This window comes from Sporocytophaga myxococcoides DSM 11118, assembly GCF_000426725.1.
Classification (GTDB): Bacteria; Bacteroidota; Bacteroidia; order Cytophagales; family Cytophagaceae; genus Sporocytophaga; species Sporocytophaga myxococcoides.
Genome location: NZ_AUFX01000005.1, coordinates 275,998 through 302,257 on the forward strand (window position 1 = coordinate 275,998; position 26,260 = coordinate 302,257).

The 26,260-nt window shown below is 35.1% G+C and carries 20 protein-coding genes and 1 tRNA gene; 15 read left to right on the plus strand and 6 right to left on the minus strand.

Translation table 11 applies throughout. From position 1 onward, the window contains the following. The 7 genes from K350_RS0107150 (at position 1) to K350_RS27835 (ending at position 9,613) form a co-directional block, all read left to right on the plus strand. A complete protein-coding gene (locus K350_RS0107150) occupies positions 1-4,248 on the plus strand; it encodes a CHAT domain-containing protein (RefSeq protein ID WP_162144142.1) in 4,248 nt (1,415 codons plus the stop codon). 12 nt (positions 4,249-4,260) lie between these two features. Next, on the plus strand, positions 4,261-4,482 hold the full coding sequence (locus tag K350_RS0107155) for a hypothetical protein (protein ID WP_028979319.1): 222 nt from the start codon (positions 4,261-4,263) through the stop codon (positions 4,480-4,482). 329 nt (positions 4,483-4,811) lie between these two features. Next, the gene (locus K350_RS27830; protein WP_051312948.1) at positions 4,812-6,371 is read left to right on the plus strand and encodes a cellulase family glycosylhydrolase; all 1,560 of its coding nucleotides are present in this window, start codon (positions 4,812-4,814) and stop codon (positions 6,369-6,371) included. A gap of 277 nt (positions 6,372-6,648) precedes the next feature. After that, positions 6,649-7,860 (plus strand): NO-inducible flavohemoprotein, encoded by a 1,212-nt coding sequence (hmpA, locus tag K350_RS0107165; RefSeq protein ID WP_028979320.1) that lies wholly within the window; start codon positions 6,649-6,651, stop codon positions 7,858-7,860. Between the two features lie 11 nt (positions 7,861-7,871). Beyond that, entirely contained in the window at positions 7,872-8,309 is a 438-nt protein-coding gene (locus K350_RS0107170; RefSeq protein ID WP_028979321.1) for an RrF2 family transcriptional regulator, read from the plus strand. Positions 8,310-8,572: 263 nt separating this feature from the next. After that, on the plus strand, positions 8,573-9,028 hold the full coding sequence (locus K350_RS0107175) for a hypothetical protein (RefSeq protein WP_028979322.1): 456 nt from the start codon (positions 8,573-8,575) through the stop codon (positions 9,026-9,028). Between the two features lie 126 nt (positions 9,029-9,154). After that, positions 9,155-9,613, plus strand: coding sequence for a hemerythrin domain-containing protein (locus K350_RS27835; protein WP_051312950.1), 459 nt, complete (start codon positions 9,155-9,157; stop codon positions 9,611-9,613). Positions 9,614-9,624: 11 nt separating this feature from the next. On the opposite strand, the gene K350_RS0107185 is transcribed toward K350_RS27835, so the two are convergent. Further along, a complete protein-coding gene (locus K350_RS0107185; RefSeq protein ID WP_028979323.1) occupies positions 9,625-10,410 on the minus strand; it encodes a helix-turn-helix domain-containing protein in 786 nt (261 codons plus the stop codon). A gap of 184 nt (positions 10,411-10,594) precedes the next feature. On the opposite strand from K350_RS0107185, the gene K350_RS0107190 reads away from it, so the two are divergent. From K350_RS0107190 to K350_RS0107215, 6 genes are all read left to right on the plus strand, one after another. Continuing rightward, positions 10,595-11,932, plus strand: a complete 1,338-nt coding sequence (locus K350_RS0107190; protein ID WP_037574485.1) for a TolC family protein — start codon at positions 10,595-10,597, stop codon at positions 11,930-11,932. Further along, positions 11,932-12,990, plus strand: coding sequence for an HlyD family secretion protein (locus K350_RS0107195; protein ID WP_028979325.1), 1,059 nt, complete (start codon positions 11,932-11,934; stop codon positions 12,988-12,990). Before K350_RS0107190 ends, K350_RS0107195 begins: the two co-directional genes overlap by 1 nt. A 5-nt stretch (positions 12,991-12,995) precedes the next feature. Further along, positions 12,996-14,585, plus strand: a complete 1,590-nt coding sequence (locus tag K350_RS0107200; RefSeq protein WP_028979326.1) for an MFS transporter — start codon at positions 12,996-12,998, stop codon at positions 14,583-14,585. A gap of 143 nt (positions 14,586-14,728) precedes the next feature. Next, positions 14,729-15,064 carry a hypothetical protein gene (locus K350_RS0107205; protein WP_028979327.1) on the plus strand — a complete coding sequence of 112 codons (336 nt, stop codon included), beginning with the start codon at positions 14,729-14,731 and terminating at the stop codon, positions 15,062-15,064. A gap of 19 nt (positions 15,065-15,083) precedes the next feature. After that, positions 15,084-15,368 (plus strand): hypothetical protein, encoded by a 285-nt coding sequence (locus K350_RS0107210; protein ID WP_028979328.1) that lies wholly within the window; start codon positions 15,084-15,086, stop codon positions 15,366-15,368. Positions 15,369-15,506: 138 nt separating this feature from the next. Further along, complete coding sequence (locus K350_RS0107215) at positions 15,507-16,091, plus strand: hypothetical protein (protein WP_028979329.1); 585 nt, start codon at positions 15,507-15,509, stop codon at positions 16,089-16,091. 271 nt (positions 16,092-16,362) lie between these two features. Here the strand turns inward: K350_RS0107215 and K350_RS30910 are convergent, their stop codons facing one another. Together K350_RS30910 and K350_RS0107230 are read right to left on the minus strand one after the other, a co-directional pair. Further along, complete coding sequence (locus tag K350_RS30910) at positions 16,363-18,720, minus strand: sensor histidine kinase (RefSeq protein ID WP_051312951.1); 2,358 nt, start codon at positions 18,718-18,720, stop codon at positions 16,363-16,365. A gap of 199 nt (positions 18,721-18,919) precedes the next feature. Next, positions 18,920-18,993 (minus strand) — tRNA-Ile (locus tag K350_RS0107230). A gap of 96 nt (positions 18,994-19,089) precedes the next feature. Between K350_RS0107230 and K350_RS0107235 the strand changes: the two genes are divergently transcribed. Further along, complete coding sequence (locus K350_RS0107235) at positions 19,090-19,716, plus strand: HAD family hydrolase (RefSeq protein ID WP_028979330.1); 627 nt, start codon at positions 19,090-19,092, stop codon at positions 19,714-19,716. Beyond that, entirely contained in the window at positions 19,709-20,842 is a 1,134-nt protein-coding gene (locus K350_RS0107240) for a site-2 protease family protein (RefSeq protein ID WP_028979331.1), read from the plus strand. Before K350_RS0107235 ends, K350_RS0107240 begins: the two co-directional genes overlap by 8 nt. Before the next feature lie 4 nt (positions 20,843-20,846). On the opposite strand, the gene K350_RS0107245 is transcribed toward K350_RS0107240, so the two are convergent. Genes K350_RS0107245 through K350_RS0107255 form a run of 3 tightly spaced genes read right to left on the minus strand, consistent with a single transcriptional unit; the run spans position 20,847 to position 26,169 of the window. Further along, positions 20,847-22,697: a T9SS type A sorting domain-containing protein gene (locus tag K350_RS0107245; protein ID WP_028979332.1), complete on the minus strand. Its 1,851-nt coding sequence runs from the start codon at positions 22,695-22,697 to the stop codon at positions 20,847-20,849. Between the two features lie 10 nt (positions 22,698-22,707). Beyond that, on the minus strand, positions 22,708-23,475 hold the full coding sequence (locus K350_RS0107250) for a PASTA domain-containing protein (protein WP_028979333.1): 768 nt from the start codon (positions 23,473-23,475) through the stop codon (positions 22,708-22,710). Further along, a complete protein-coding gene (locus tag K350_RS0107255) occupies positions 23,476-26,169 on the minus strand; it encodes a D-alanine--D-alanine ligase family protein (protein WP_211236726.1) in 2,694 nt (897 codons plus the stop codon). Positions 26,170-26,260 lie beyond the last annotated feature (91 nt).

A 26,260-nucleotide genomic window follows, 5' to 3' on the forward strand; every position in this document is an offset into this window, starting at 1 on the left:
ATGAATCGTTTTTTACTGGGAGCCTTCCTTTGTCTTCTGTCAATAATTTCAAGAGGAGGAGATAATGCAAATGGTCTGAATCAGCCTAAGAATGACAAAAAGCTCGCTTTCTTTGAATATAAGTTTGCACAAGGTGAGTATGAAGAATGTATTGATGGAGCAAATAAATTTGCCAAAAGTTATGACAAAGGTAAAGTAAGCATCTCTGATGCTGTTCGGGCCAGGCTATTGGAGGCAAGATCTTATTTTTCCATGATGTCATTTGAAAAGGCGGGACAAACCTTTAATGCGGCTTTAAACCTTGCGGAAAAAAGTAGAGGTCAGCCAATGGATGAGCATAAGTGTCTGCTTTATATTGCACGGTACCTTAATGAAACAGGAAACTATTCTGAAGAAGAAAATATCCTTCATCAAATAGAAAAAATTTCCGGAATTGATAAAGCCTCCACAGAGGAATTGAATTTTTTGTTAGCTCTGGCGGAATTGTATAAAAATCAGGGTTTCTGCTTTAAAGCTCTTGAAATAATTGATGGTCAGGAGCCATATAGATTAAAGATGGCTTCATCTCAACTTGTTGAAGATAAAGATAAGGCAGCTCAAGATAAAGCCATAGATTTTCAGACTCGCAAAGAGACCTATTTACATTTACTCAACCTTAAAGCAGGTTGCTTATTTGAGGTAGGTAAAACAAGTGAGGCTGAAATGTTAATAAAAAACAATCTATTATGGGGGAATAAAAATCTCTCTTCCGCAAACAGATTTGTTATTGAAACATTAAGGGGCGAAGCAGAACAGCTTGATAAGAAAAGATCTTTTGCAAGGTCTGCTATAGCCTATAGTCATTGCTATGGCCGTTCTGAAGCAGCAGAATATGAATCATCAAAAGTTGAAGATCTGGTAAATCAGACAATAGAATCTATAAAAGATGGACAAATAATACAATATAGAAATCACTTGCGCAGACTTCAGATGTATGCGTTCAGATCTATTGGTACTAAAGACAGATATGAAATTGCATATAGCTATTGTGATGCTTTTAGATCCTTTTATGAAGGTGATCTGGATGCTGCTGAAAGCAGGCTGAATTCATTAAGTACTATAATTAAGTTTTTGCCTCCATATCATTCTTATCAGTATAAGACGCTTCAGCTTCAGGCTGATCTAAAACTTAGACAGGGAGACTTGAAAAGCTATAAGAATGTATTGTCTTTAATAGCTGAGTTTAATTCAAAATTCAAAGGGAACAAGTCTCCTGATTTTTATAAAGCAAATATAGATCTAGCCTTCTATGAACTCAATTACGGTTCAGATCTGAATAAGGCAGAGAAATTGTTTGTTACAAATTATTCATCTCATCTGAAAAAGGAAATTACAAAAGAATCGGATCTGAATATTTTTTATCTGAAGACATTTGCTAGACTACTTGAGAAAAGAGATAAACCGGATTCTGCTATCATAGTAATGAAAGATGTAGTAGCCAGTTCTGTTGCACAGCATGGGGAAAAGTCTCCTGAATATGCTGCTGGTATTGCTAAACTTGGAGAATTACAGATTCTTTCAGGTAAATATGAAGAAGGATTTTCTTCGATGCAGAAAGCCGAAATTGCTATAGAATCAGGGAAGGACAACGCTTCAGAGCAATTGATGGAAGCTTATTTGATAATCTCAAGGATGTATGCATTTAAAGGTGAATTTGATAAGAGTAAAAATTTGTTGAATAAAGTTACTCATCTGAACCTTGATAAGTCAGGATTTGACCCCCTGGCTGATGCACTTGAACATGAACAGGAAGCCTCTCTTTATCTTATGACCGGCAATTACTATAAAGGTGAGAAGGAGGTAAAAAAATCCCTGGAGATAAAAGAAAGAATTCTTGAAGGTGGGAGTTTACAGCTGTTATCGGTTTATGAAACATTAGCCAGACTTTTTTTGATTAATGGGAATTATAATTTATCCGACCAGTATTTAAAGCATTCCAAAGAAATCGTTGATAAGGTTTTTGATAAACAATCACTGCAGCAAGCAGAGATACTTCTAATGCAAGGTGATTATTTTAATGAAATTGGAGATTATAAAAAAGCTGAAGAGGCTTATGCTAAAGCTGATGAAATATTTTTATCTAAACTCGGAAAAGAAAACTTAAACCGAGTAGAAACCTTGTCAAAGCTTGCTGCAATAAAGTATAAGCGAGGAATAAAGGTAGCTGAAGTAGAAAAGCTCTATCAGGAGGCTGGAAAAATCATACAAAAAAGTGCCGGAGAAAATAATCCTTTGTATGCATTGCATTTGCAAAAGCTCGCTGAATTTTACATTCAACTAAAACGAACTGAAGAGGCTGAAAAGTTTCTAAGTGAAGCAGAAAGATATTGGGATAAAAAAATAGGTTCTGAAAACAAGTATAATGCGGAAATTAAATTACTGCAGGGCGATATAGCATACAACAAGGAGAAGTTTGATTTTGCAGAGAAAAACTATCAGAAGTCAAGACAGCTATTCAGTGCAATATTTAATGAAAAGCATCCTGGATACATACAGGCTACCGGTAAGCTTGCCAGAGTGCAATATATGGTGAAGGGGTATGAAAAATCTCTTGAACTCATGGAAGAAATTATTCCGAAGTATCTGGATTATACTAGAAATTATTTTCCTTCTTTAAGCTTCAGGGAAAAAAGTAAGTTCTGGAGCAAAATGAAGGACGAGTTTGAATTCTATAATTTTCTCGCGCTTGATGTATTTGGAAATAAAAAGGCCAGACTTTCCGGAGAGGTATACAATAACACTATTGCAACAAAAGCTCTTTTGCTAAACTCAAATATAAAGTTGCGGGAGCAAATTATGAATAGTAAAGATTCAGTCCTTATAGGGATGTATAATGAATGGATTATTCTGAGCGAATCTCTTACAAGTTCGTTATCCTATACAAAAGAACAGCTTGCTGCACAAAAACTGGATCCTCACCATATTGAAGCTTCCATTGAACACCTTGAGAAAGAAATGAGCAAACGCTCAACACTTTTTAACGGTGAAGAAATTAAGAGACGGGCCACCTGGAAAGAAATCAGGGCAAGCTTGCATGAGAATGAACATGCCGTGGAGATGGTTCGCTACAGATTCTTTAATAAAGTTTTCACTGACTCTATAGTTTATGCTGCACTTGTTGTTAACAAGCATTCAAGCGAATTTCCTGACGTTGTTGCATTTTCAAATGGCAATGCTATGGAAAAGAAATTTCTGAAGTACTACAGAAATGCGGCAAACATGAACATCAATGATCAGTATTCTTACGAGACTTATTGGAAAAATATCAAAACAAAAATTCCGGATGGAGCTACAGTGTATTTTTCCTCAGAAGGTGTATACAATCAATTAAACCTTGAAATGATGCCGGCGCCAGATGGCTCGTTTGTGTTGGAAAAAAATCAGATAGTTTTGGTAACTAATACAAAAGATTTACTTGGTGTTATTGAGAATAAAAAAAAGAATAATAGTAAAGATGTAAAAAAGACGCATACTGAGGAATATCTTCTGTGTGGTAATCCTGACTTTTATTCGGAAAAGGATAAAGTTAAAAGTGCTATGGTTGTCTCTCTGCCTGGAGCAGAGAAGGAAGTGAACGAATTAACTACCTTGCTTAGCGGGACAGGGAAAAGAACGGTTAAGGTTTTAAGTAACCATGTTACAGAGGATACTATTAGCTCCTTCTTTAATCCAAAGGTATTTCATATTGCTACACATGGCTATTTTAAAGAAACCACTAATCGTGCTAATGATGATGACTTTGCATCAAATCCATTATTGAATTCAGGTCTGATGTTGTCGGGAGCAGGCGAAATAATCAGCAATACCGAAAATACCTATGTAAATCAGAAAGATGGTATCCTTACAGCTTATGAAGCAATGAACCTCAACTTTGCGTCTACAGAGCTTGTAGTGCTTAGTGCTTGTGAAACCGGTAGAGGGGATGTTCAGGTAGGAGAGGGGGTTTATGGTCTTCAAAGGTCCTTCCTCATAGCTGGTGCTGATGCAGTAATAATGAGCTTGTTTAAAGTAAATGATGAAATAACGCAAAAGCTTATGTTTTCTTTTTATAAAAAATGGATTGAAAGCGGAAATAAAAGAAAAGCTTTTCTTGAAGCTAAGCGTGAAATCAGAAAGGCATATGACAACCCATTGAGTTGGGGTTCATTTATTATGATTGAAGGAAGGCCCTATCGGGAACAAACTCTGCAGGCTTTGGTTAAAGAATAAAGGTTATTATTTATGATTAATGACGAAGACTTCTCAAAATTACCCTTGGAGGACCAGGCCCTTTTTTTATGGGAACATGGGCAATTTGTAGATCTTAGGAAAGATTTGAATCACACCATTCAGCTTTATGCAGTTGGAAAACTTTTTTATGAAGTGTGGTATGAAAATGAAGACAACCAGACGGAAAAGATCAGAAAAATTGATGCTGAAGAAGTAATTATTCTTTATCCATAATCAATAAAAGAGATATTAAAACGCCCCAGCTTATGCAGTTAGATGTATAGGCTGGGGCATATTTTTTTTACCTTTTATTTGGAGAAGTTCAATGATGTATTTGAAAAATACAAGGTTAACCGGAGGAGATTCTGATTGGGTTGTATCGTTTTAAAATTATTTTATTTTTATAAGTTGTTGTTTTTTATGTAGTTGGTTTTTTTGTGAGACTTTTTTACTAATTCTTATTTTGTTTAGAATGATCCTGTTCGCCTTCTTAGTGCAATTTATGCCGATTGGAAAATCCAAGATTATTCTTTAAATTATTCAATAAATTAAAAAATACCAGGATGAAATTTATAACTAGAATTCAGCTTTTATTCTTTTTTATTTTCACAATTAGCAACCTAAGTTCTTATGCTCAATATCCTGCAGGATCTCCTGTGGCGATAAATGGAAGGCTGAAGCTAATTGGTAATCAGCTTAGCAATGAATGTGGGAATCCAGTTGCCCTGAGAGGAATTAGTTCACATGGATTGCAATGGTTTCCCAATTGTACTAAAGATAATGCTTTAAAAGAACTTACAGACAATTGGGGAATGGATATATACCGACTTGCCATGTATGTGCAAAAGTCGGAACAGGGCTATTTAACTAATCCCACATATTGGAAATCTTACATAGATACCTGGGTGGATAAATGCGGAGCGTTAGGAATATATTGTTTGATTGACTGGCATGTTCTGAATCCTGGAGATCCATACAATAATGTTACTGAAGCAACTGATTTCTGGACTTACATGGCTTCAAAGCACGGAAATAAGAAGCACGTTTTATTTGAAATATGTAATGAACCAAATGGAGACGGAGTTGATTGGAATAGGGTTAAAGCCTATGCAAATGTAGTAGTCCCAAAAATCAGGGAAATAGCTCCAAATACCATCATCATTGTAGGAACACCTTCTCATAGTCAGGAAGTGGACAAGGCCGCAGCATCTCCACTTGCATATGAAAATATAATGTATGCATTACATTTTTATGCTGGTACTCACTACACTAGTTTAATGAAAGTAGCAGAGAATGCACTTGGCAAAGGTATAGCAATATTTATTACTGAGTGTGGCACCACTGATGCCAGTGGAAATGGTGATACATTTTTTACGACCTTTGATGACTGGATTCTTTGGATGAAAAAATATAAACTTAGCTGGATTGTTTGGAGTTTTGCAGATAAAGCTGAAGGCTCAGCTCTTCTAGCTCCAAGATCCTGCGCAACAGATAAATGGACCAACCTGTCTGCCTCAGGTACCTATATTAAAGCAAATATGTCTAATCCACTTGATAATTTTGTCGCTTGTAACCAATCGCCAAAAGTGAATCTGATTTCTCCCTCTCAGGATACAACAGTTGTTACTCCTGAAAATCTGATATTAAAAGCCAATGCAGTGGATCCTAATGGTAATATAGTGAAAGTTGATTTTTATATTGGTACTACTCTGATAGGCACAGTTAATGCTCCATCTGATTCATATGAAGTAAATTGGACAGATATTCCTTCCGGGGTTCATACTATTAAAGCTGTAGCTATCGATGCGAAAGGTGCCTTTGGATCATCGCTAAGGACAATCACGGTAAATTCTGTGGATGGTTTGTTCTCAAAGCCTATATATGGTGCTGCTGAAAATCTCTTTCCTAATCCAAGCAGCAGTTCATTTGCATTTAAGGTATCACAGCAGGTTCGATCCCTTGAAATATTAAACTTATATGGCGAATCGATAGAAGCTAAGGAATCTTTAGAGCCCGGTCAAATCCTGGATTTCGGTAGTACTTACGCTAACGGCACCTATATCATGAAGGTTCAATATGAGTCTGGGTCTTCAGAAATTTACAGAATGATAAAGGTGAGATAAAAGTCATCTGAGAAAGATATAAATGGGTAGCCTGCAAGTGCAGGCTGCCCATTTTTTTTATCCTTTTATAAGAAAATATCCAAATGTGTGTTCTTTTTAAAATTGAATCTCATGTTTTGTTTAACAAGATGGAATTAGTTTTCCTAATTGACTGATTTGAGTTTATTAATAATCAGGGTAAAAAAATGACAAGTATCATTTTTTTAAATTTAAAATAGCATTTTTCATGCAACTTTAAAGAGGTATATTTGATGCAACTTTAAAATTTTCAAAAAAAATGTTAACAAAATCTGAAATCGACTTAATAAAAGGAACAGTTCCTATACTAAAGGAGCACGGTCTATTGTTGACCAAACATTTTTATCAGAGAATGTTTAGGTTGAACCCCGAATTAAAAAATGTCTTTAATATGGGGAATCAGAAAAACGAAACACAACAGACTGCATTGGCTAATTCTGTGCTTGCATATGCTGAAAATATTGAAAATCCTGGAGTCTTGTTGCCTGTATTAAAACATATAGGGGAGAAGCATACAAGTTTACTCATTACTGCGGAACAGTACGCAATTGTGGGTGAAAATTTATTGGCTTCGATCAAAGAGGTACTTGGAGTAGGAGCTTCAGATGAGCTCATTGAGGCATGGGGCAAAGCTTATACAATCCTTGCAGACATAATGATTAATCTGGAAAAATCAATTTATATTGAAAAGGATGGTTTACCTGGAAGTTGGAGCGGATGGAGAAAGTTTGGTATAAAGAAGAAAGTTCAGGAATCTGATGAGATTTCATCTTTTTATCTATACCCTGAGGATGGAAAGGAAGTTGCATTTCATAAGCCGGGACAATATCTGAGCATCAGAGTTTTTGTAAAAGAGCTAGGGCTGTTTCAACCTAGACAATATAGTATTTCCTCAGCTCCAGGTAATAAATATTACAGGATTTCGGTTAAAAAAGAAGTTGGTCAGGGTGGTACAAAAGAGGATGGAATAATTTCAAATTATCTCCATAACACATTAGTTGAAGGAGACATTGTTGAAGCTACACCTCCGGCAGGTGAATTTGTTTTAAATCTTGAGAGTAAGGGACCAGTTGTTCTTATTAGTGGTGGCATAGGACAGACTCCATTTATGTCCATGTTGGAATATCTTGCTAATGAATCTGAGAAACGCGAAGTCAAATGGATTCATGGTTGTCGCTCTGCGAATGTTCATGCATTTAAGAATGAGGTCAGTGACTTAGATAAAAAATTTGACTGGCTCGAGCATATAGTCTTTTATGATGATTGCTCAAGTTCAGATGATAACGTAAAAAAGGGAAGAGTGGAACTGTCTGAAGTGAAAGAAACAATATTATTACCCGGTGCGGATTATTATATTTGTGGTCCCAAACTATTTCTGGAAAAGACAATAAAGGATCTTGCAGCACTGGGGGTCAATAGTGAGCATGTCTTTTTTGAAGAGTTTGGTCCTCAGACATTGAATATAAATTAGAGTATAAAGAAATGAAGCTGAATCAATTTACTGATTATGGATTGCGTATCTTGATGTATATCTCACGTAAGCCCTCAAACATGCAAGCAACAACCATTACGGAGTTGTCTGAAAGGTTTGGGATTTCCAGAAATCATGTGGCTAAAGTGGTTCAGTTTCTTTCTAATAATAAAATACTTGATGCCCAACGAGGAAGAGGAGGAGGCTTATATTTGGCAGATAAACCCGAAACGTATAAGATCGGTGACCTTATTCGCTTACTTGAAATGGAGGAAGAATTAGTCGGTTGTGATACACCACCTTGCTTACTCGCTGATAGCTGTGGCTTTAAATCTGTTCTTAAAAGCGCATTGTATGCATTCTATGAATATCTTAATCAGTATACATTAAAAGATATCAGCAAACCAAAGGTCACCAGAGCACTCGATAGTTTGATAAAAGGGGAATAGATCTTTGTATTTCTTTACATTCATCCCTAAGGTATATTTATATTATTTTTTCAGTTGGCTATATCATATCATCATTAAAATAACTCCAATAACTTAGTTGTTCAATAGGCCTTTATACAAGACTGTTCCTTTTTCAAAACAAACTTTTCAATGAAGCCATTCCTGGCGGGATTAAGCTATATTTAGTCTATTTTGAATAATGTAATGAGTTGAAAGTTCGGATATATTTACAATTACTATGTAAACTATAAAAGTTATGCTATATGGTAATCGTAAAATATCCTATTGTTCTGATAAGTGTTTTTCTATGGCTTGGATTTGTATGTGCAATAGACTTTCTAGAAATATGGATTGAGTTGAAGCCAGCAGTGGTAACGACCTCTATTGAATTGTTTTTGTCAGACCTGATCTATAATACTATGACTAATCTTGAATGGTTCTTTGTATTGTTGATAATAGGCACTACTTATTATTCAAATATAGAAGAGGTCTTTCCTTTATATACTTTGTTTATTATCCCCTTTATTATTCTGAGTATTCAGACTTCCAATGTTATTCCTTATATGAATAATTCTGTAATTTTTATGATCGGAAAGAATAGGTTTAGCAGTTCTTTTTGTTATCTGGCACTTGAGGGAATAAAGGTTTTGTGTTTATTCATATTTGGATTAAAACTTTTCAAATTAAATGACAATGAAACGAAAACAAGTTATAGCTGAAATTATCAAAAAGTATACATAGCATAATGAAGATCAGATATTAAGTCTTTCTCTGGTTTATAGTCAACTAACAGCATCAATATTATACAGATAATATCGATTTCTAAATTTTAACCTTTACATCCAATGGTCAATAAAATTTTTGATTGTGGTCATATCCTGGACCATTTAAAACAGGAGCATCGAGTTGTTCTTGAATTGTGTTACAGAATAAGGATAGGACTTTTACATGGGGTGCAAATAAAGAGAATCAAGATTTATACTGACTTATTTTATCATGAATATCTAAAACCTCATTTTGAACTGGAAGAGAAATATATTTTTACTGTTTTTGAAAAAGATAATCTTTTGGTTAAACGGGCAGTTTCCGAACATAAACGATTAAAAAGATTGTTTGAGAACAACGGTAATATAGAAGAATCACTCAGTCTTATTGAAGAGGTATTGGAAAGTCATGTTAGATTTGAAGAGCATGTTTTGTTCCTCAATTTGAAAGAAAGAATGGAGAATAGAAGCATTGTATTCATAATGCCGGAACTTCCCGATGTTTCCTTTGAATGGCCTGATACATTCTGGGTACATTAAATAGCTATACTTTATTTTTCTTTTTTGAAATCAGACGGCCTGTAGTTGGTTAATTTCAGAAAAGTGCTGCTGAAAGAAGCAAGACTCTGATACCCTACTGTATATGCAATCTCACTTAGTGATAGATTGGTCTGCAGCATTAATTCAATCGCTCTTACCATACGCAGTAGTTTTAAATATTGAAGGAATGACATATTCAATGTTTGCTGGAAAAGTCTTGATAATGATCTTTCGCTTATACCAAATCTATCACTGATACTTTCAAGTGAATGCAGATCACCAATATTTTTCTCCAGATATTTGAGTATAGGAAGCATTCTTTCATGCTCTGTAAAAGGCAGTGCGATTGGGATTTTTTTAGAACTGATTTCAGGTAAGATATTTTTTATAGCCGATAAAAATAGAAACCTGTTATCGCCAGGTAAAATATGGCCATCCCAAGGCTCTGAATATTTTATCATCTGCATCAGAAGGTCATTAATCGGATAAATTCCCATCTGAGAATAAAAAGGAGAGGTATTGTCATCATGTGTGTAAAAGAATAATGACCTTAGAACTGTTCCTGAATGCCCTATCTTTAATACATGTGACAATCCTGTAGGAATCCAGAAATAATGTCTTGCAGGGATGACGTATCTTCTGTTGTCGATTTCAAGATAAGCTATTCCACCTTCAACATAAGATAGTTGTCCCTTTGCATGTTTATGATTAGGGATATATTTTTCTGATCGTTCATGCATGACATATACTGATGCAGGACGCTTGTCGATATCCGGTAAACTAGCAATCAGACTCATGTTATAGGAATAAAATTATATATTAAAGAACGATGCAATCTATAAAAACATCCTTGATAAGGAATGAAAAATTTTACAAAATTTCTTAAAAAAACGTTTGGCTGGAATCAACTAATATTAGTCCATTTTGGATAAAATTGAATTATAAAAGACAAATAACTTTACAGCGTAAAAAAGTTATAGAATGTTTAGCTGTCTTAGAGAAATAAGTGTCTTAAGTATTCTTATTTTAATTTCAATTACTATCCCTGTTTTTTCTCAAGATTCTCTTAATGTGCCCATTCCTCTTTACATGGATAACGTATGGCAGAAAGCTCTTGAGAATAGTAAAAAGATTGAATTGTCTTATTTCGAAGAATCTATTGGAAGAGAAGAAATAAAAGAGGAGCAATATGAAAGACTTCCGGAAATTCAACTCAGGGGACATATTGAGCATGCCACAAATCTTGCAGTGTACACCAATGGTCTTTTAAATAAACCTGAGCAACATGAGGTTATTCATACATTATATAGATTAGGTACGGATTTCTATCTTAATCTGTATGATGGAAATAAGTTAAACCTCTCCATTGATAAAAGAAAACTTTTATATGAAATAGCTATGGAACAAAGAAAATACACTGTTTCAGATATTAAGTTACAAGCCTCTGTTTATTATTTAAACCTTAAGCGTAATCTGATTTTTAAAGATTTGATGATAAAGGATATTGAAAATCAGGAGAAGCAGCTAGCAGAGATAAGGCAACTACTTATTAATGGTGTGGTTTTAAAGAGTGATGCCTTAAGGGTGGAGTTGAAACTCTCTAATCAGAAATTGCTCCTTGTTCAGATTGAAAATAACATTGCAATAGCTAATCAAAAGCTGAATATACTTATAGGTCTTGCCGATACTGTTGCTGTCTTGCCTGAAGAAACTATTAATCCTGAAATACTTCCATTAAAGACTTACGATGCATATTTGGAAGAGGCCATGTCAAAGTCTTTTGTTTATCATATATCGGAGAAGAAGGAAGAGATCAGTCATATTCAGCTTCAATACACAAAAGCAGCGACGAGACCTAAGATCGGACTATATGGAGATTTCTGGCTTGCAAACCCACAGATATTTCTTTTTCCATATTCTCCCAGTAACTATACTCTAGGTGTAGTTGGGATTAAAGCCAGTCTTCCGGTTTCGGAATTATATATAAATAAGCCCAAAAACAAACTGGCTCGTTTGAATCTGAAGAAAGAAGAATTAGAACATCATGACACAGAAGATAAGATAAGGCAGGATGTTTACGAAGCTTTACTAAGATTCAGAGAGTCACTTGTTAGGATAAATGTTGCAAAAGCCAATATTGATCAGGCTGCAGAAAATGCACGAATAGTAAAAAATAATTTTTTCAATCAGGCTGCTTTAATAACAGATTTACTGGATGCGGATATTCAGGCTTTGCAGACACAGTTTGAGTATGCCTCTTCTCGGATGGATGCACAAATTCAATATTATAAGCTTCAAAATATATTAGGTAATCTTTAATGAAAAAGGCAAGTCAATATACGTTAACAGATCAGCTGATCACCAGGATTACTGCATGGATAGCAGGTGGGATTGGAGTTGTTTTATTTATCTGGGGAGTTCTTACGCTTTGGGATTTGTATAAAAATGAGACAACCAACGATGCTCAGGTACAGGAATATATTAACCCGATTATTTCTCGTTCAGGAGGATTTATTGTAGAAGTGAAGTTTGATGAAAACCAACCTGTTAAAAAAGGGGATACGCTTCTTCTTATAGACAACAGGGAATATAAGATTCAACAGGCACAGACGGAAGCTGCTTTGTTAAATGCCCATGCTCAATTGAAAGTGCTTGAAGTAAGAATTGTAACTTTAAAAAGGGGGGCACAGGTTAAATTCTCAAAGATAGCTGTAGCTGATGCTGAACTATGGAAAAGGGAACTTGAATTTACTAGATATAAAAAACTGGTAGCTACAGAATCAGCCACGCAGCAGCATTTGGAAGCTATTGAAGCTGCATATAATGTTGCAAAAGCTGAAAGACTATCAGCCGAAGAGGATTATGAAGCTTCACTTTCACAGATAGAAGATGCAACTGCTCAGAAGGATGTAGTAAGAGCAGAGATAAAGAGACTGGAAGCCTTGCTTGAGAGGCATAAGCTTGACGTTTCATATACTGTTATAACAGCGTCCTATGATGGAGTTATGGGGAGAAGGACTATTGAAAAAGGGCAGATGATTGATGTAGGTGAGATTCTCGGTTATATAGTAAACAGGGAGACAGATAAGTGGGTAGTGGCTAACTATAAAGAAACTCAGATCAAATCAATGGCAGTTGGAGATACAGCTCAGTTCACTGCAGATGCTTTTCCTGGTAAAATATTTAAAGGCATCATAATTTCTTTGTCCCCTTCTACAGGTTCCAGCTTTTCTTTGCTTCCTCCTGATAATTCTACAGGTAACTATGTGAAGATTGTTCAACGCATTCCTGTCCGAATACGAGTAACAGGATCTGTTAAAGATGTAAACCTTCTTAAGGCCGGAATGAATGTGAATGTTTCAGTAGCCAAAAAGTAAACAATATGGTCGAGAAAAGTTTCTTGTTCAAAATGTGGGTGCCTGAATGGTTAGTTAAAGTTACCCTCTTTATGGTCCTCCTTCCTGGCCTTGTTCTTTTCTTTCTTCCTTTGACGAATCTAAATGCTTCTGCCGGTAATACCGGCATGGAGACATATGATGTATATTATTCCGTGGTTTTGTTTTATGCAGGTTATGCTAGTTTTTTTTCTCTTGAAAGAAGATTCTTTAGCTTTCTTGCTGCAAAGGAATATTTTGTGATTATTACGTTTGTTCAGTTGCTGAGCTCATATATATGCTTTGTGACGGACAAAACTCTGATATTGTTTATATTCAGATTTGTTCAGGGAATGGCATTTACAATGACAGTAAATCTTGCTCTGACTTTGATATTCATGAGGCTTCATTCTGAAAGAGCAAGGACAATAGGTTATTCTATATTTTTTGGTATGCTGGTATGTATGATACCATTTAATAATTTTGCTACCTCAGAAATTGTAGATTCATTTAATTTTAATACGCTCTATAAGTGTGTGATGTATTCTTATCTTCCTGCTCTGGGCCTGCTATTGCTGCTGATGAATGATGTCAGAATTAATGTGAAATTTCCATTGTACAAACTGGATTGGGAAAGCTTTTTGTTCTATGCCGTTTTCCTTTGTTTAGTAGGATATATAATGGTTTATGGTCAACAATACTATTGGCTGGAAGATACTATAATTCGTTGGTGTGTCGTATCGATCTTCATCATTCTGATTTTATTTGTGATAAGACAATCTTTTGCGAAACGTCCTTATTTTAATCTGGAAGTCTTTCGGTTTAGGAACTTTAAAGTGGGCCTCTTTCTTATGTTGATATTTTACATATGTCGCTTTGCCTTTGGTATCACTACAAATTATTTTCAGAGTGTATTAAAACTTGATCCCATAAATATAGGATACATTACTTTAATGAACATCGGGGGAATAATTGGAGGAGTGATAATTTCCTGTGTGTTTGTGCTAGCAAAGCGTCCCATCAGGCTTTTATGGATTTATGGTTTTTCAATATTACTTGTCTTTCATACTTGGATGATTTGGCTGTTTACTCCTCAGGCAAATGAAAGCGAGTTTTTCATTCCCCTAATCCTTCAAGGATTAGGGGTTGGTTTGATTATGACTCCCACTATAATTTATGTTGTTGCATCAGTCCCTGAGAAGCTAAGTGCTTCAGCTGCAGGGATATGTTTGTTTATGAGGTGTCTTGGCTTTTATCTGAGTATTGCCCTGATTAACTATTTTGAGCTGCTTTCAAAGGGTACTCATTATAATACCTTTCAGGAGCATGTATCAAAGCAAAATCCTATTTTGATTCAGTCTATACATAAAATTAATCACGTGTTATCTATTCATGGTGCTTCAGTCGAAAAGACCTCCAGGATGAGTAATAAGATGCTTGTAAATACTTTAAATGTGCAGACCCAGATAAGGTTTGCAATTGATTATTATGAGATGATATGTCTGATGCTCATACTTACAATTATACTTGTTGCCTTCTTTCCATATATAAACAAGACAATCATGGTTCTTACAAAAAAACAGCCCTCTCCTTTTTGATACTTGGTTAGTATATGTCGAATAGGTATGCAATATCATAATGATGAACTAAAAATATTAAAATTAACATGAATAAGATCTGGATACTTATAATTATAACTCTATTGTCGGTAAGCTGTAAGAAGGACAGGTATATTTTTACAATGAAAACAATTAAGCTGAATTCATTCAGAAACGTAAATTTCCCTTCACAATATCTGACTGTTAAAGTTGTGAATGGAAGCTCTGGAAATAGAGTTTTAGGTACTACCGGAAAATATCCAAGTGACTTCACACTTCCTGCTACATTTGCATTGGACAAGCAGCTTAAGATACATCTGTATAAAGAAGATCATATCAGTATACAGTTGTGGGGAGAATCAACCGGTTTTATCGCATCCAGCACTATAGATATGAAAGAGTATAAGATCATTTATCCGATAGATATGGAGACCCAAAGTGATAGTGTTAGTTTCTCCGTTTTGGGAAGTTGGGAATAGCATAACTAAAAATATAATTATGAACTATATACCAAAAGAAGATGAACAGTTGATTCAATGGTTAAGAAATTATTCACTCCATTTAACAACAGTAGGAGTAGTATTAGGGATTACTCCTGCTGAAATTGCATCATTAAATGCTCTAATCTTTGATGTAACTAATGACCTTATTCAAAGGAGACTTAATGATGAAAATGATAAAAGAGAAAAAATGCTAGAGTTCTTGCACAAGATGATTAATAAAATGAAGAGCCATCCTTTGTATAAGGAAAGTGATCATGGAAAGAAATTAGGATTGGTTTAATAAAAGTGGAATAATTTTATATGTAATCTAAAATTTAAATTGGCTAGTATGCTTAGCTGTTTGAAAAATGTTTTCGTATATGTAAATTGAAGAAAGCAAATTTTATTCAGATATAAAGAACTATAATTATAATCAATTATGTCCAAGGGTATAATCATACCAAAGCCGTGTTACGAAGACTGGAATAAGATGACACCGAAAGAGCAAGGGAAACATTGCAATTCATGCAATAAGGTTGTTGTTGACTTTACCAATGCAAAAGAAGAAGAGATATTAAATTATATAAGGCAAAATTCAGGAAAAAGAGTCTGTGGTTATTTTAAGTCAGACCAGGTTGTTAAAAATCAATCATATTTAGAAAGGTCGCTGAATAGTATTCTTGTATTCATAGATACAAGATTTTCAACTCGGATATTAAAAAACTCTTTAAATTTTATAATTGGAATTCTTCTTGTTATGATGGGATGCCAAAATAGGACTACCGGTGAAGTGGAGCTTCAGAAGAATGAGATAAAAGATAGTTCTGGCACAATGCACCAAAGTCTTGATCCTAATGCACTACCTGAATCTGTTATGGGTAAACCAGTCCTAACTGTGGATACAATGAAGGTAAAGAATAAGGAAGTTAAGAATAAAAATTGTTCTGTTCCGAAGAGAAGCAAACTGATTGAACCTATTGAAGTAATGGGTGAGGTAGCTGAAGATAGCAGTGAGGCGAAGTGAAATAATTGTTAAAGTATGCTTACAAATGCCAGGAATTGGGCTTCATTATGGACTTGAGTACAAAAAAAAGCCTTCAATTGGAAAATTGAAGGCTTACTTTTGTGGGGCTAATTAGGAAATTATCGAACTTTTATGGTATATGACTTGCTTGAAAATTAAGTAAGATTTCCATTAATCATTCTCCTGCAGCCCCATATTTAGCCAATGTCTCTATTGTAGAAGCAAGGCGTGGAAAGGTAAGAAGACATAATCTGTATATATAGATATATTATTACCTCTCCATTGGAATGTAAACTTTAAAAACAGAACCCTTTCCTATTTCACTTTCTACTTCAATTTTCCCTCCTGAGTTGGTTATTATTCTTTTTACCAGATACAAGCCCACTCCTGTGCCTTCTGCCTCGGATTGTAGTCTTTTAAACATATCAAAAATTTTTGCTTTTTGTTTTATATCAAATCCTTGTCCATTATCCTTAACTGAAAGCTCAATGCAACCATCTTCAATTCTCGTTTTTACGAAAATTTCTGGACGCCTTTGGGGTGCCTTGAACTTAAGAGCATTGCTTAATAGATTATAAATAATGCTTTTTAGATTTTTCCTGGAAAAACGTATTGTACTGCAACAGTCAAATTCTGTTTTTATTTCAGCTTGCGTTGTATTGATCTGAATTTCCAACGATGATTTTATATCTTCTAACAATTCCTTTATGTCAATTTCTTCAAATGGTTCTTCTCCGCTTTTTTGCGCCTTGCTGATCTCAGTGAGGTCTAATAAAGTTTTTTTAAATTTCTCCACCGAAGTTTTCATCATGCTTAGAAAGACACTAACATTACCATCTTCATTTATTTCATCATTAAGCGCATTCAGAAGCCCTTCAATATTGGAAATGGGAGTTTTTAAATCGTGAGATGCTGTGTAAATAAAATTATCCAAATCATTATTGACTTTAATAAGCAGAGTATTTTTTGATTTCAATTCTTCAGCATATTTCTTTTGTTCATCGATGTCTGTTGCAGTACCCATCCATTTTATTACTTTACCTTCTTCATTCTTTAATGCAACTGTTTTGACCAGATGCCATCGATATATTCCATCAAAGCGTCGAATTCTAAATTCAGTTTCAAACGGAACTCCAGTTCTTAAACTTCTTACCCATAGTTCAAACATATCGGATAAATCATCAGGGTGAATAAAATTTTGCCAATTCCAATCTCCGATCAATTCAAATGATGATCCAGTATAAGTATATGCATTATGATTTAGGAAATCTAATCCTCCATCAGGTCTTGCTGTCCAGAATAATTGAGGTACGTTTTCGGCCAAAAATCTATACCGTTCTTCACTTTCCTTGATTTGCATATTCTTTATTCTGAGTTCTTTCAGAATGGTAATATCCATTACCGTTCCCAGCATACGAACTGGATGGCCTATTTCATCTCGGATTATTCTCGAACTACTGAGAATTATTTTTTCAGTTTTGTCGGGAAGTATTATTCTGTATTGGCTTTCGGATTGAAAGCTAGATTTATTTTTGAATGCTGTATTTAAATTTTCTTCAAACTTTTTGGCATCTTCTGGTTTTAAACGTGCTGTAAAATCTGCCACCTTAAAACTCTTCTGTTGCCTGGGTAAATCGTATATGTTATAGGCTTCATCAGTGTATGTTATAATATCATTTATGATATCCCAATCGTAATTTCCAATATGAGAAATTTCTTGAGCTTCTTTTAATTGTTCTTTTATATATTCTTTTTCTTCTTTTACCTTTTCCAATTCAGTAATGTCAAGTTCGAAAAGCAATACTTGTATTACTCTTTCTTCTATACGTTTAAAAACAGTTGCTTTTAAAAATATCCACCTGGTACTTCCAACCTTATCAATTATTCTATACTTAAGTTCAATGATTTCTTTGTCTTTTAAATAACTTAAACTCCTAATTTTGTCTTTAATTTTTTCTTTATCCAATAAGTGTGTTATTGTGTTGATAAATGATGAAAAATTTGATTCCATCACTTCTTCAGGTGTATAGCCAAATATTGTTTTATCATTAAAATTATTATAAGTTAATCTATCTATATCAAGATCATAAATATTGATGTAGCAGAAGGTGTACTCCAGAAATTGTTCTAATTGGCAAATTTGTTCTTTTGGTTTAATATGTTCTGATTCTGACTCAACTCTGACTGATTGTAATTTTGAGAATTCTAATACTAAACTTTCTTGAAACAGGGATAAATACTCTATATCCTTAATAATTAAAATTGAGAGGTTAACATCATTAGTGTATTTAGAAAGTAATTCAATAAGGCATAATTTCCGGTTAAATAATATTTGTCTAATAAAAGTAGAGTCAAAGTGTTCAGTTGAAATCCATGAAATCTGGTTTGCTTTTGTCTTGGATATCCATAGACTTAAATCTTTTATGATGGTACCTTCTTGTATAGATTTTAAATAATTTCTGATTTCACTATCAATTAAGCTGGAAATGTTACTTTCATTTAATTGGGAATATGCTGAAAGTTCTTGCAGGTTTTTTAAGTGGAAATTATTTATTACCTCATTCAGATTACTATAAAGAAAGGATGCATATGCTTTTAAAAGCACTGTATCAAACTCTTCATATTTCATAAAATGAGGTACAGTATCATTTATACATCAAATTAAAAAATGAATAAATTGTTATTTACTCTTATCACACTGGTGAATATAGTTTAGGAAAAATCGGACCAATAAGAGGTTAATATTTAAACTATTACAGATTGCATTTGCAGAGACTAAAAAACAAAAAGCCCGAAATTGAATAAATTTCAGGCTTTTTAGTAATTTGTGGGCCCTGCTGGAATCGAACCAGCCACCTACTGATTATGAGTCAGTTGCTCTAACCGAATGAGCTAAGGGCCCCTTCCCTTAGAGGACTTTTACAAGTCCCCTTGAATTTGGGAGTGCAATTTTACATATTTGCATTCATATTGCCAAACATTTAAACACTATTTTCAATTGAATTTTTCAGAATATAAAAATATTATTTTTGACCTCGGGGCTGTAATCATCAATATCGATTTTCAAAAGACTTTTGAAGCTTTTGCAAAACTTGGAGATACAGATGTATTACAGGTGCTTAAGAAATTTGAGGATCAGAAAATATTGCACAGATACGAAACGGGAGAGGTGGATGATAACGGCTTCAGAAATCTGATCCGTAAAGAATTTGGAAACTATTTGTTAGATGAACAGATCGACGATGCCTGGAATGCATTGTTGCTCGACATTCCTCAGGAAAGAATAGATTTGATCCTAAGCTTAAAAAGCAGATATAGGATATTTATCCTAAGCAATACGAATGCGATTCATATTAAAGGGGTAAATGCTATATTGGATGAAACTACCGGTATTTCGAACCTGGACAAGATATTTGAAAAGGTGTATTATTCTCACGAGGTTTTATTAAGGAAGCCGGATATCGCTATTTATGAATATGTACTTAGAGACAAAGATTTAAAAGCCTCCGAAACAATCTTCCTGGATGATAATTTAGATAATATAAAAGCATCTGAAAGGGCGGGAATTACAAGTTTATGGGTAAATCCTCCATTGACGATTTTAGATTTATTGAAAGATGCGTAGAGAAAAAATTAAAACTTACCTGATTCAGTTTATCCTGTTTGTTACAACTTTAACTACTACTACTTTAGCAGGTTATACTTTTACCTCTTCAAAGTCTGAAAGCTTTGAAGCGATCTTGCAGGGTTTGTATTTCTCAATCCCTTTTCTTGGGATTCTTACTATTCATGAGTTTGGCCATTATATCACAGCCAGGTTATATAAAGTAAAAGTAACACTTCCCTATTTCATCCCTTTTTTCACTTTTATAGGAACACTGGGCGCATTCATAAGAATGAAAAGTAAGTTGGGGTCTAAAAAAGAAATCTTTGATATCGGTATTGCCGGACCGTTGGCTGGATTTGTTGCTGCCTTAATTATATTGTTTTATGGCTTTACGCATTTGCCTCCTCGTGAACATATTTTTACCATTCATCCTGAATACCAAAAATATGGTTTGGAATATGAAAAATATGTATACACTCAAAAAAATTCTGACCCCAATGTTATAAATTATAAAATAGGGGATAACCTACTGTTTCAGTTTTTTAAGAAATATGTAGCTTCAGATCCTTCACTAGTTCCTAATTCATATGAATTGATTCATTATCCATTTCTTTTTGCAGGTTTTTGGGCTTTATTCTTTACTGCATTAAACTTGCTTCCAATAGGGCAGACAGATGGTGGGCATATTTTGTATGGACTGGTAGGTGAAAAAAAACAAAGGCAGATCACTCCTGTAATTTTTACTCTGTTTGTCTTTATAGGAGGATTGGGAATTTTTTCGAATGATAATATTTTTGGAAGTTATGTTCCATTAGGTTCCTTTGAAAACTTTATAGGATTTGCTCCTTTCTACCTGTTTTTGCTGTATGTAATATTTTCAAAGGTCAGTGAAAGTAAGATTACAAATTTCTTAATAGCTACTGTTGTTTTTACTCTTCATTTCTTCCTAAGTATAATGCTGCCATCTCTTCAAGGGGCTGTTGGCTATCTTGTATTTGCTTTATTGTTTGGGCGTTTCCTGGGAATATATCATCCGCCGGCTGAGATAGAAGAACCATTAAGCACTTCAAGAAAAATGCTAGGCTGGGTAGCTTTGATTATCTTTATAATCTGCTTTTCTCCCCAGCCTATAATGATTGAATAGAATTTTATTTGTTGAGTAGAACCTTTTTAACAGTCAACGCATTGCCGTCAGTAAGGTGAAGGAGGTACAAGCCATTGTTCAGATGACTGATGTCCATCAGGTTTTCTGAGAAGACATAATTATCATAAAACTGTTCAGCCATTACTCGGCCTGACAAGTCATATAAAGTAGCTTTTGATATTTTACCAAAAATATTAATCAGCCCTGTGCTTGGGTTTGGGAAAACATTAGCTTCAAGCTCTTGCACAGGAGGTTTATTTCCGACAGGAAAGCCTTTTCCAAAGACTGGTCTTATCATAATAGTGCCAGGAGCTTTATCAAAATTCTGCCACTCATTTCCGAGGTTCACAAACGTATGGCTCTGGTTATCATTATTCTTATCAAAGCCAATTCCCAATTGATATGTATTGCCGAAGTTCTGACGGTATCCAACATAGAAGGAATCAGATAGTAATACCGGATTTGCCAGATGATATCTTTTGTATGTATTAAGACTTGTATATTCAATGATAATATCTTGTGACGTAAGAACCTCTTCATTGTTGTTACCAATAGTAATGGATCTCCATACATTCAATGTTAGAGGCTGTTTGTCGAATGAGATTCCAACCCGGGGAAAGTATATTTCAATATCCGTAATGGTATCAGGTTTGGTTAACCCGAATTTCAGAGCGAATCTCGATCCGGCAGAGTTTGAGCCTACATAAAATTCGGCAGTGCCATCATCATAGGCATAATAATCAGATAATGCAGTGCTTTTGCAAATGCTATCATTTACCCTGAAATCAATTCCATTCTCAATAGTATCTTTGGAGTGAATTGCAAAGCATTGATTAATGTAAACAGGTTCAGTTCTTTCTGTTACATTGATATCATCAAGATCCCATGCAATTGTAGCCTGAGCAAAGGGGCCGATCAAAGCACCCTGCAAGTTTCTTGTCTGAAGAATGTTTTGAGTTGTTTTATCAATGGCATAACTCGTATATGTAGGAGTTCGTGTAATACCTAAGTTGTGAACACGAACATTGCTTGATGATGCTTTTGCACTTCCTCCACCAGCTACAAACTGATTTACCGGCATTGACTGATAACTTTTAAGCAAGGAGGTTGGTAATGTGATTGGAGCTGCGTCTGGGAATAATGTATCGCTTTGAGTCCTGTTGGAATCAAGGATGATGTAATCAATATTCCAGATATCGAAAGATCCGCTTTGTCTTCCATAAGAAGTAAAGCGGAATTGGAAGCCACCATGAAAGAAGGAGGTATCTTTTATCGGAATAATTTTCTGAAAGAAATTTGATTTGTCGGCGATCGGAGGTTTATTGGACCAGACCGTCTTCCATTTCTCTTCTGAATTTTTAAATTCAAGTCTCAGTGAATCAATTTTATTGTCTGAAGGATCTCCGAAACCAGAGTTTTGCCAGTAGAAACTCAGCATGACAGAGTCTGCAGGAGTTAATGATTTAAGATTTATAGGTCTTGATGTCAGGTCGTCTGTTTTTCCCTCTGCAGTTGGTATAGAAAAGTTATAAGGCATTCCTTCTGCATTGAGGCCATCAAAGGTTGCTACTTTTACACTAGGAGGATTCATGGCATAATCCTGAGAGATGAAAGTGCCGCTACCCGACATCCATCTGGAAAGGTCGGGAGAAGTAGTTATATTCTGGGAAAAGTCTTCGAAGAAAGGTAAAGAGAGCGTATCATTAATAGCAGCCACTCTTAAGCTTTTATTTAATCCTCTTGAAGGATCGTATTCGAGGGGGCGGATAAAAATCTGCCCCCAGGTATTTTCAGTAAACAGGAAAAAAGTAAAAAGAAAATAAAAAAATGGAGATCTTATAAAGCTTTTTAGCATATAGATAATTTTAACGAGTTATAGTAGTCGGTTGGCCCGCTACCCATACATCAACGATTTCTCCGATTTTTAATTTTTCTCCTGCTGCAGGTTTTTGTCTTATTACAGTTCCTTCAGGTTCAGTCGACTCAGGATCAGATTTTTCTGAAATGGAAAGTCCGGTTCCGGAAAGTAAAACTCTTGCCTCATCAAGTGGCATTCCAATAAGATCAGGTATTTCTTTTTCTTCAGTACCCGTGCCATTTCCAACCATTAATGTTACTTTGGTTCCTTTTGATACTGGTGCTCCGTGCTCAATATGTTTTCCGTCAACTATTTGGTCTATTACCACATTTGAGTATGGGCTTGGTACATATTGTGTTCCGGCAAGAACAAGATCATAACCTTTAAGCATCATTTCAGCACTTTTCAGAGAAAGGTCTACAAGGTTAGGCATCTTAACTTTTGGAGGATTCAATGAACTTACAGAAATATAAATCTTTCTGCCATCTTTCACTTTTGATCCTTCAAGAGGGTGCTGAGAAAGTACTGTATGCGGTTTAGATCCGCTTACATAAGTAGAGTCATTGATCTGATATCTCAGATTTCTGGAAGAAAGAAAATCTTCAAGTTCGGCAACAGTCATGCCGGTAAGTTTAGGCACAGTTATACTTTCTCCGTGCTTGGTAGCAGAAGGAAGATAGAAGTAAAAGAACATGGCCAACAGTCCGAAAAATAATGTTGCAATAATGATCACATGAATAACTATGTGCTTCCAGGAGTTTGCTTTAAAAATCATTTATATTAAAACTTTTCTGTTATTTCTTTCGATTCCGAATGTAAGTATTTTGTCAATGAAATCATAAGGCTTGTAGCCGTTGATCGCCGTCTGATGGAAAATACAGGTTGCCGGTGTCATACCTGGCAACGAGTTTACCTCTATAACTATTGTCTCTGCTCTGTTATCATCATAAATTTTAACGAAAGCATCGATACGGGCGTATCCTTGAATGTTAAGAATTTTTGCAGCTCTTTGAAGTTCAGCTCTCACCTGAGAAGAAATATGTTTCTGAGCTTCAGGATCTTTGCTGTATCTGGCAGGTGTTATATTCTGTCCTTCACCGGCAAGGAATTTTTCTTCAAGTGAAAGTACATCTCCTGTAGCCAGGGTTTCACTCGGCTCAAACATTTCATATTCGATTTCTCCGCTTGCATTAAATCTGGTTAGCAAACCTCCCGTAACTTCAAGGAAATGTTTTGCATTACCTTTACTTACAAGATCTTCTATCAGAAAATAATTTTTGCAAGGAAATTCTTCATTGTACTTCAGTTTTAAAGTTCTTGAAGAGTCAGAATCTCTGAGATCATCCCATGCAAAGATTAATTTTGCATAAGCGGTCAGTTCTTCCAGGTTATTAATCTTTTTTACTGCAGAGCTGCATCCATCGTCAGCTGGTTTTGCAATAATAGGATATTGGAAAGTGCTTTCGATTTCTTTAATAAGTGTGTCATAATCTTTGGCCCACTCATTTTTAAATACCAGTTTATGATTGGCAACCTTTACGCCGTTCTCTCTGAGAAGTTTGTTGGTCTCATACTTATTAATTGTGATCTGAGAGCTTTCAATACCTGATCCGTTATATGGAACACCGAATTTCTCAAGGTTGCCTTGAATCACTCCGTCTTCTCCTGGTCTTCCGTGCAATGCAATAAATACCGAATCAACTTTTTCAGCCAGTTCAGGGTAACTGATTTCTCTTGGCTCAAGTATGGCATTACCTGCATATTTAACAGTGATATCTTTTGCTTCAGTGATCACCTTTTGTATAACAGGATGCTTGGATTTTGAGTCTGCTGAAAGGACCTTATCTCTGATGTCATCTGCATTGTCTTTCAACATGATGTTTACAGGAATAAGATAAAGCTTGTGTGATTCTTCATTTCCTGTAAGGAAAATCGGCACAGGCTCATATTTTTTGCTGGAAGCCAGCTTCTCAAATATGTTTCTTCCGCTCTCCACGGAAATATGCCTTTCAGAAGAATAACCACCCATAATTACTGCAACTTTTGTTTTCTCTGAAGTAGCAGTATTCAGTCTGTGAAGGTTTGAGTCAAGTGAATTCAATAACTGCTTGAATGCAAAAGTCTTCTTACCTGTTTTAATTCTTTCTGCAAGTGATGTTCTGATAATATAGGTCAGGAATTGAGATGGATTTAATCCTATCTCTGCTGCCTGATGGAAAAAGAAACTTGATGGAAGCATTCCCGAAGTAGTATTCGGATCGTTCAGGAAAATTTCTCCTTCCTGATTGATGAACCCGTCCAGACGTGCATAAACGTTGAAGTTTAATTCATTGAAAAGACGCTCGCATGCTGTTCTGATTCCTTCGATCTGATTGGTTGGAATGTCAATCGGGGTAACTTTTCTGCTCATACCCGGAAGGTATTTTGAGCGATAGTCAAATACGTCGTTCCCTTTACGAATTTCTGTTGGAGGTAGTGCTACTGCTTTACCTTTATCATCCTGCACTACAATACAGCTGAACTCTTTGCCACTGATGAAACCTTCAATAACGATTTCTTCTTCGTTGTCAAGGCTTTCAAGGATCAAAGTTGTATCTGACTGACTGAAATGATAATTAAGATGATCGAAAAGGTATTCCGGATGGTTGATCTTATTACCGCTGATCATTACCGGCAGACCAATACCATCACGTATATCTGTTAATGTTCTTATGAAATTGATTTTACCTTCTTCTGAAAGGCTAGTCCAGTCCTGTTTTGAAACTGGTTGCATGAAAAAGCTTCTGTAAACAGCTTTTTCAAATGCCTGATTATCTTCTTTACTGATTACGGAGATTCCGATAGAAGACCCCTGGTAAGGAGCTTTTACCACAAATGGAAGTCCTAGTTCATTCTTAAAATGATGGAAAAAAGATGATTTGTCTGTTTCATTCAGCCAGTCTGCTTTTTTCAGATAAAGATTTCTGGGTCCCGGAAATCCTGCATTCTTCATCAGTTTCTTTTGTACGATCTTGTTGATTCCGATAGAAGAAGGAAGTATCCCTGATCCAGAATAAGGAATATTATACCACTCCAATAATCCCTGAATGTTCCCGTCTTCACCGTATGGACCGTGAAGTGCCAGAAACGCAAAGTCAAAGAGCTTTGAGAATTCATCAGGCTGAATTCTTCTTCCTACCTGCCGAATAACGTTTTCTCTTTCTTCTATGCTTAAATCTCCCAGAGATTCGATATATATCTGAAATCCTCGTGGAGTAGGGGGAAGATGGTTAAACGGAGGGAAAAAATCTCTGATAGTACCTTTATATATGTATTGCCAATCCAGTAGGATAAAGTCACCTACACTGTCAACAAATACTGGAACAGCTTCAAATAAATTCTTATTAAGATTGTCATAAACGGTACGTCCACCTGCAAAGGAAATCTCTCTTTCTCTTGACTGTCCGCCAAAAAATATTCCTATTTTCATGATATAATCCTTCTTTTTACCGGTTAAAGTATATTTTGGGTTGATGTATTAAAAATTAATACCGACAGTAAAGCAGTATTATTGTTTTGTA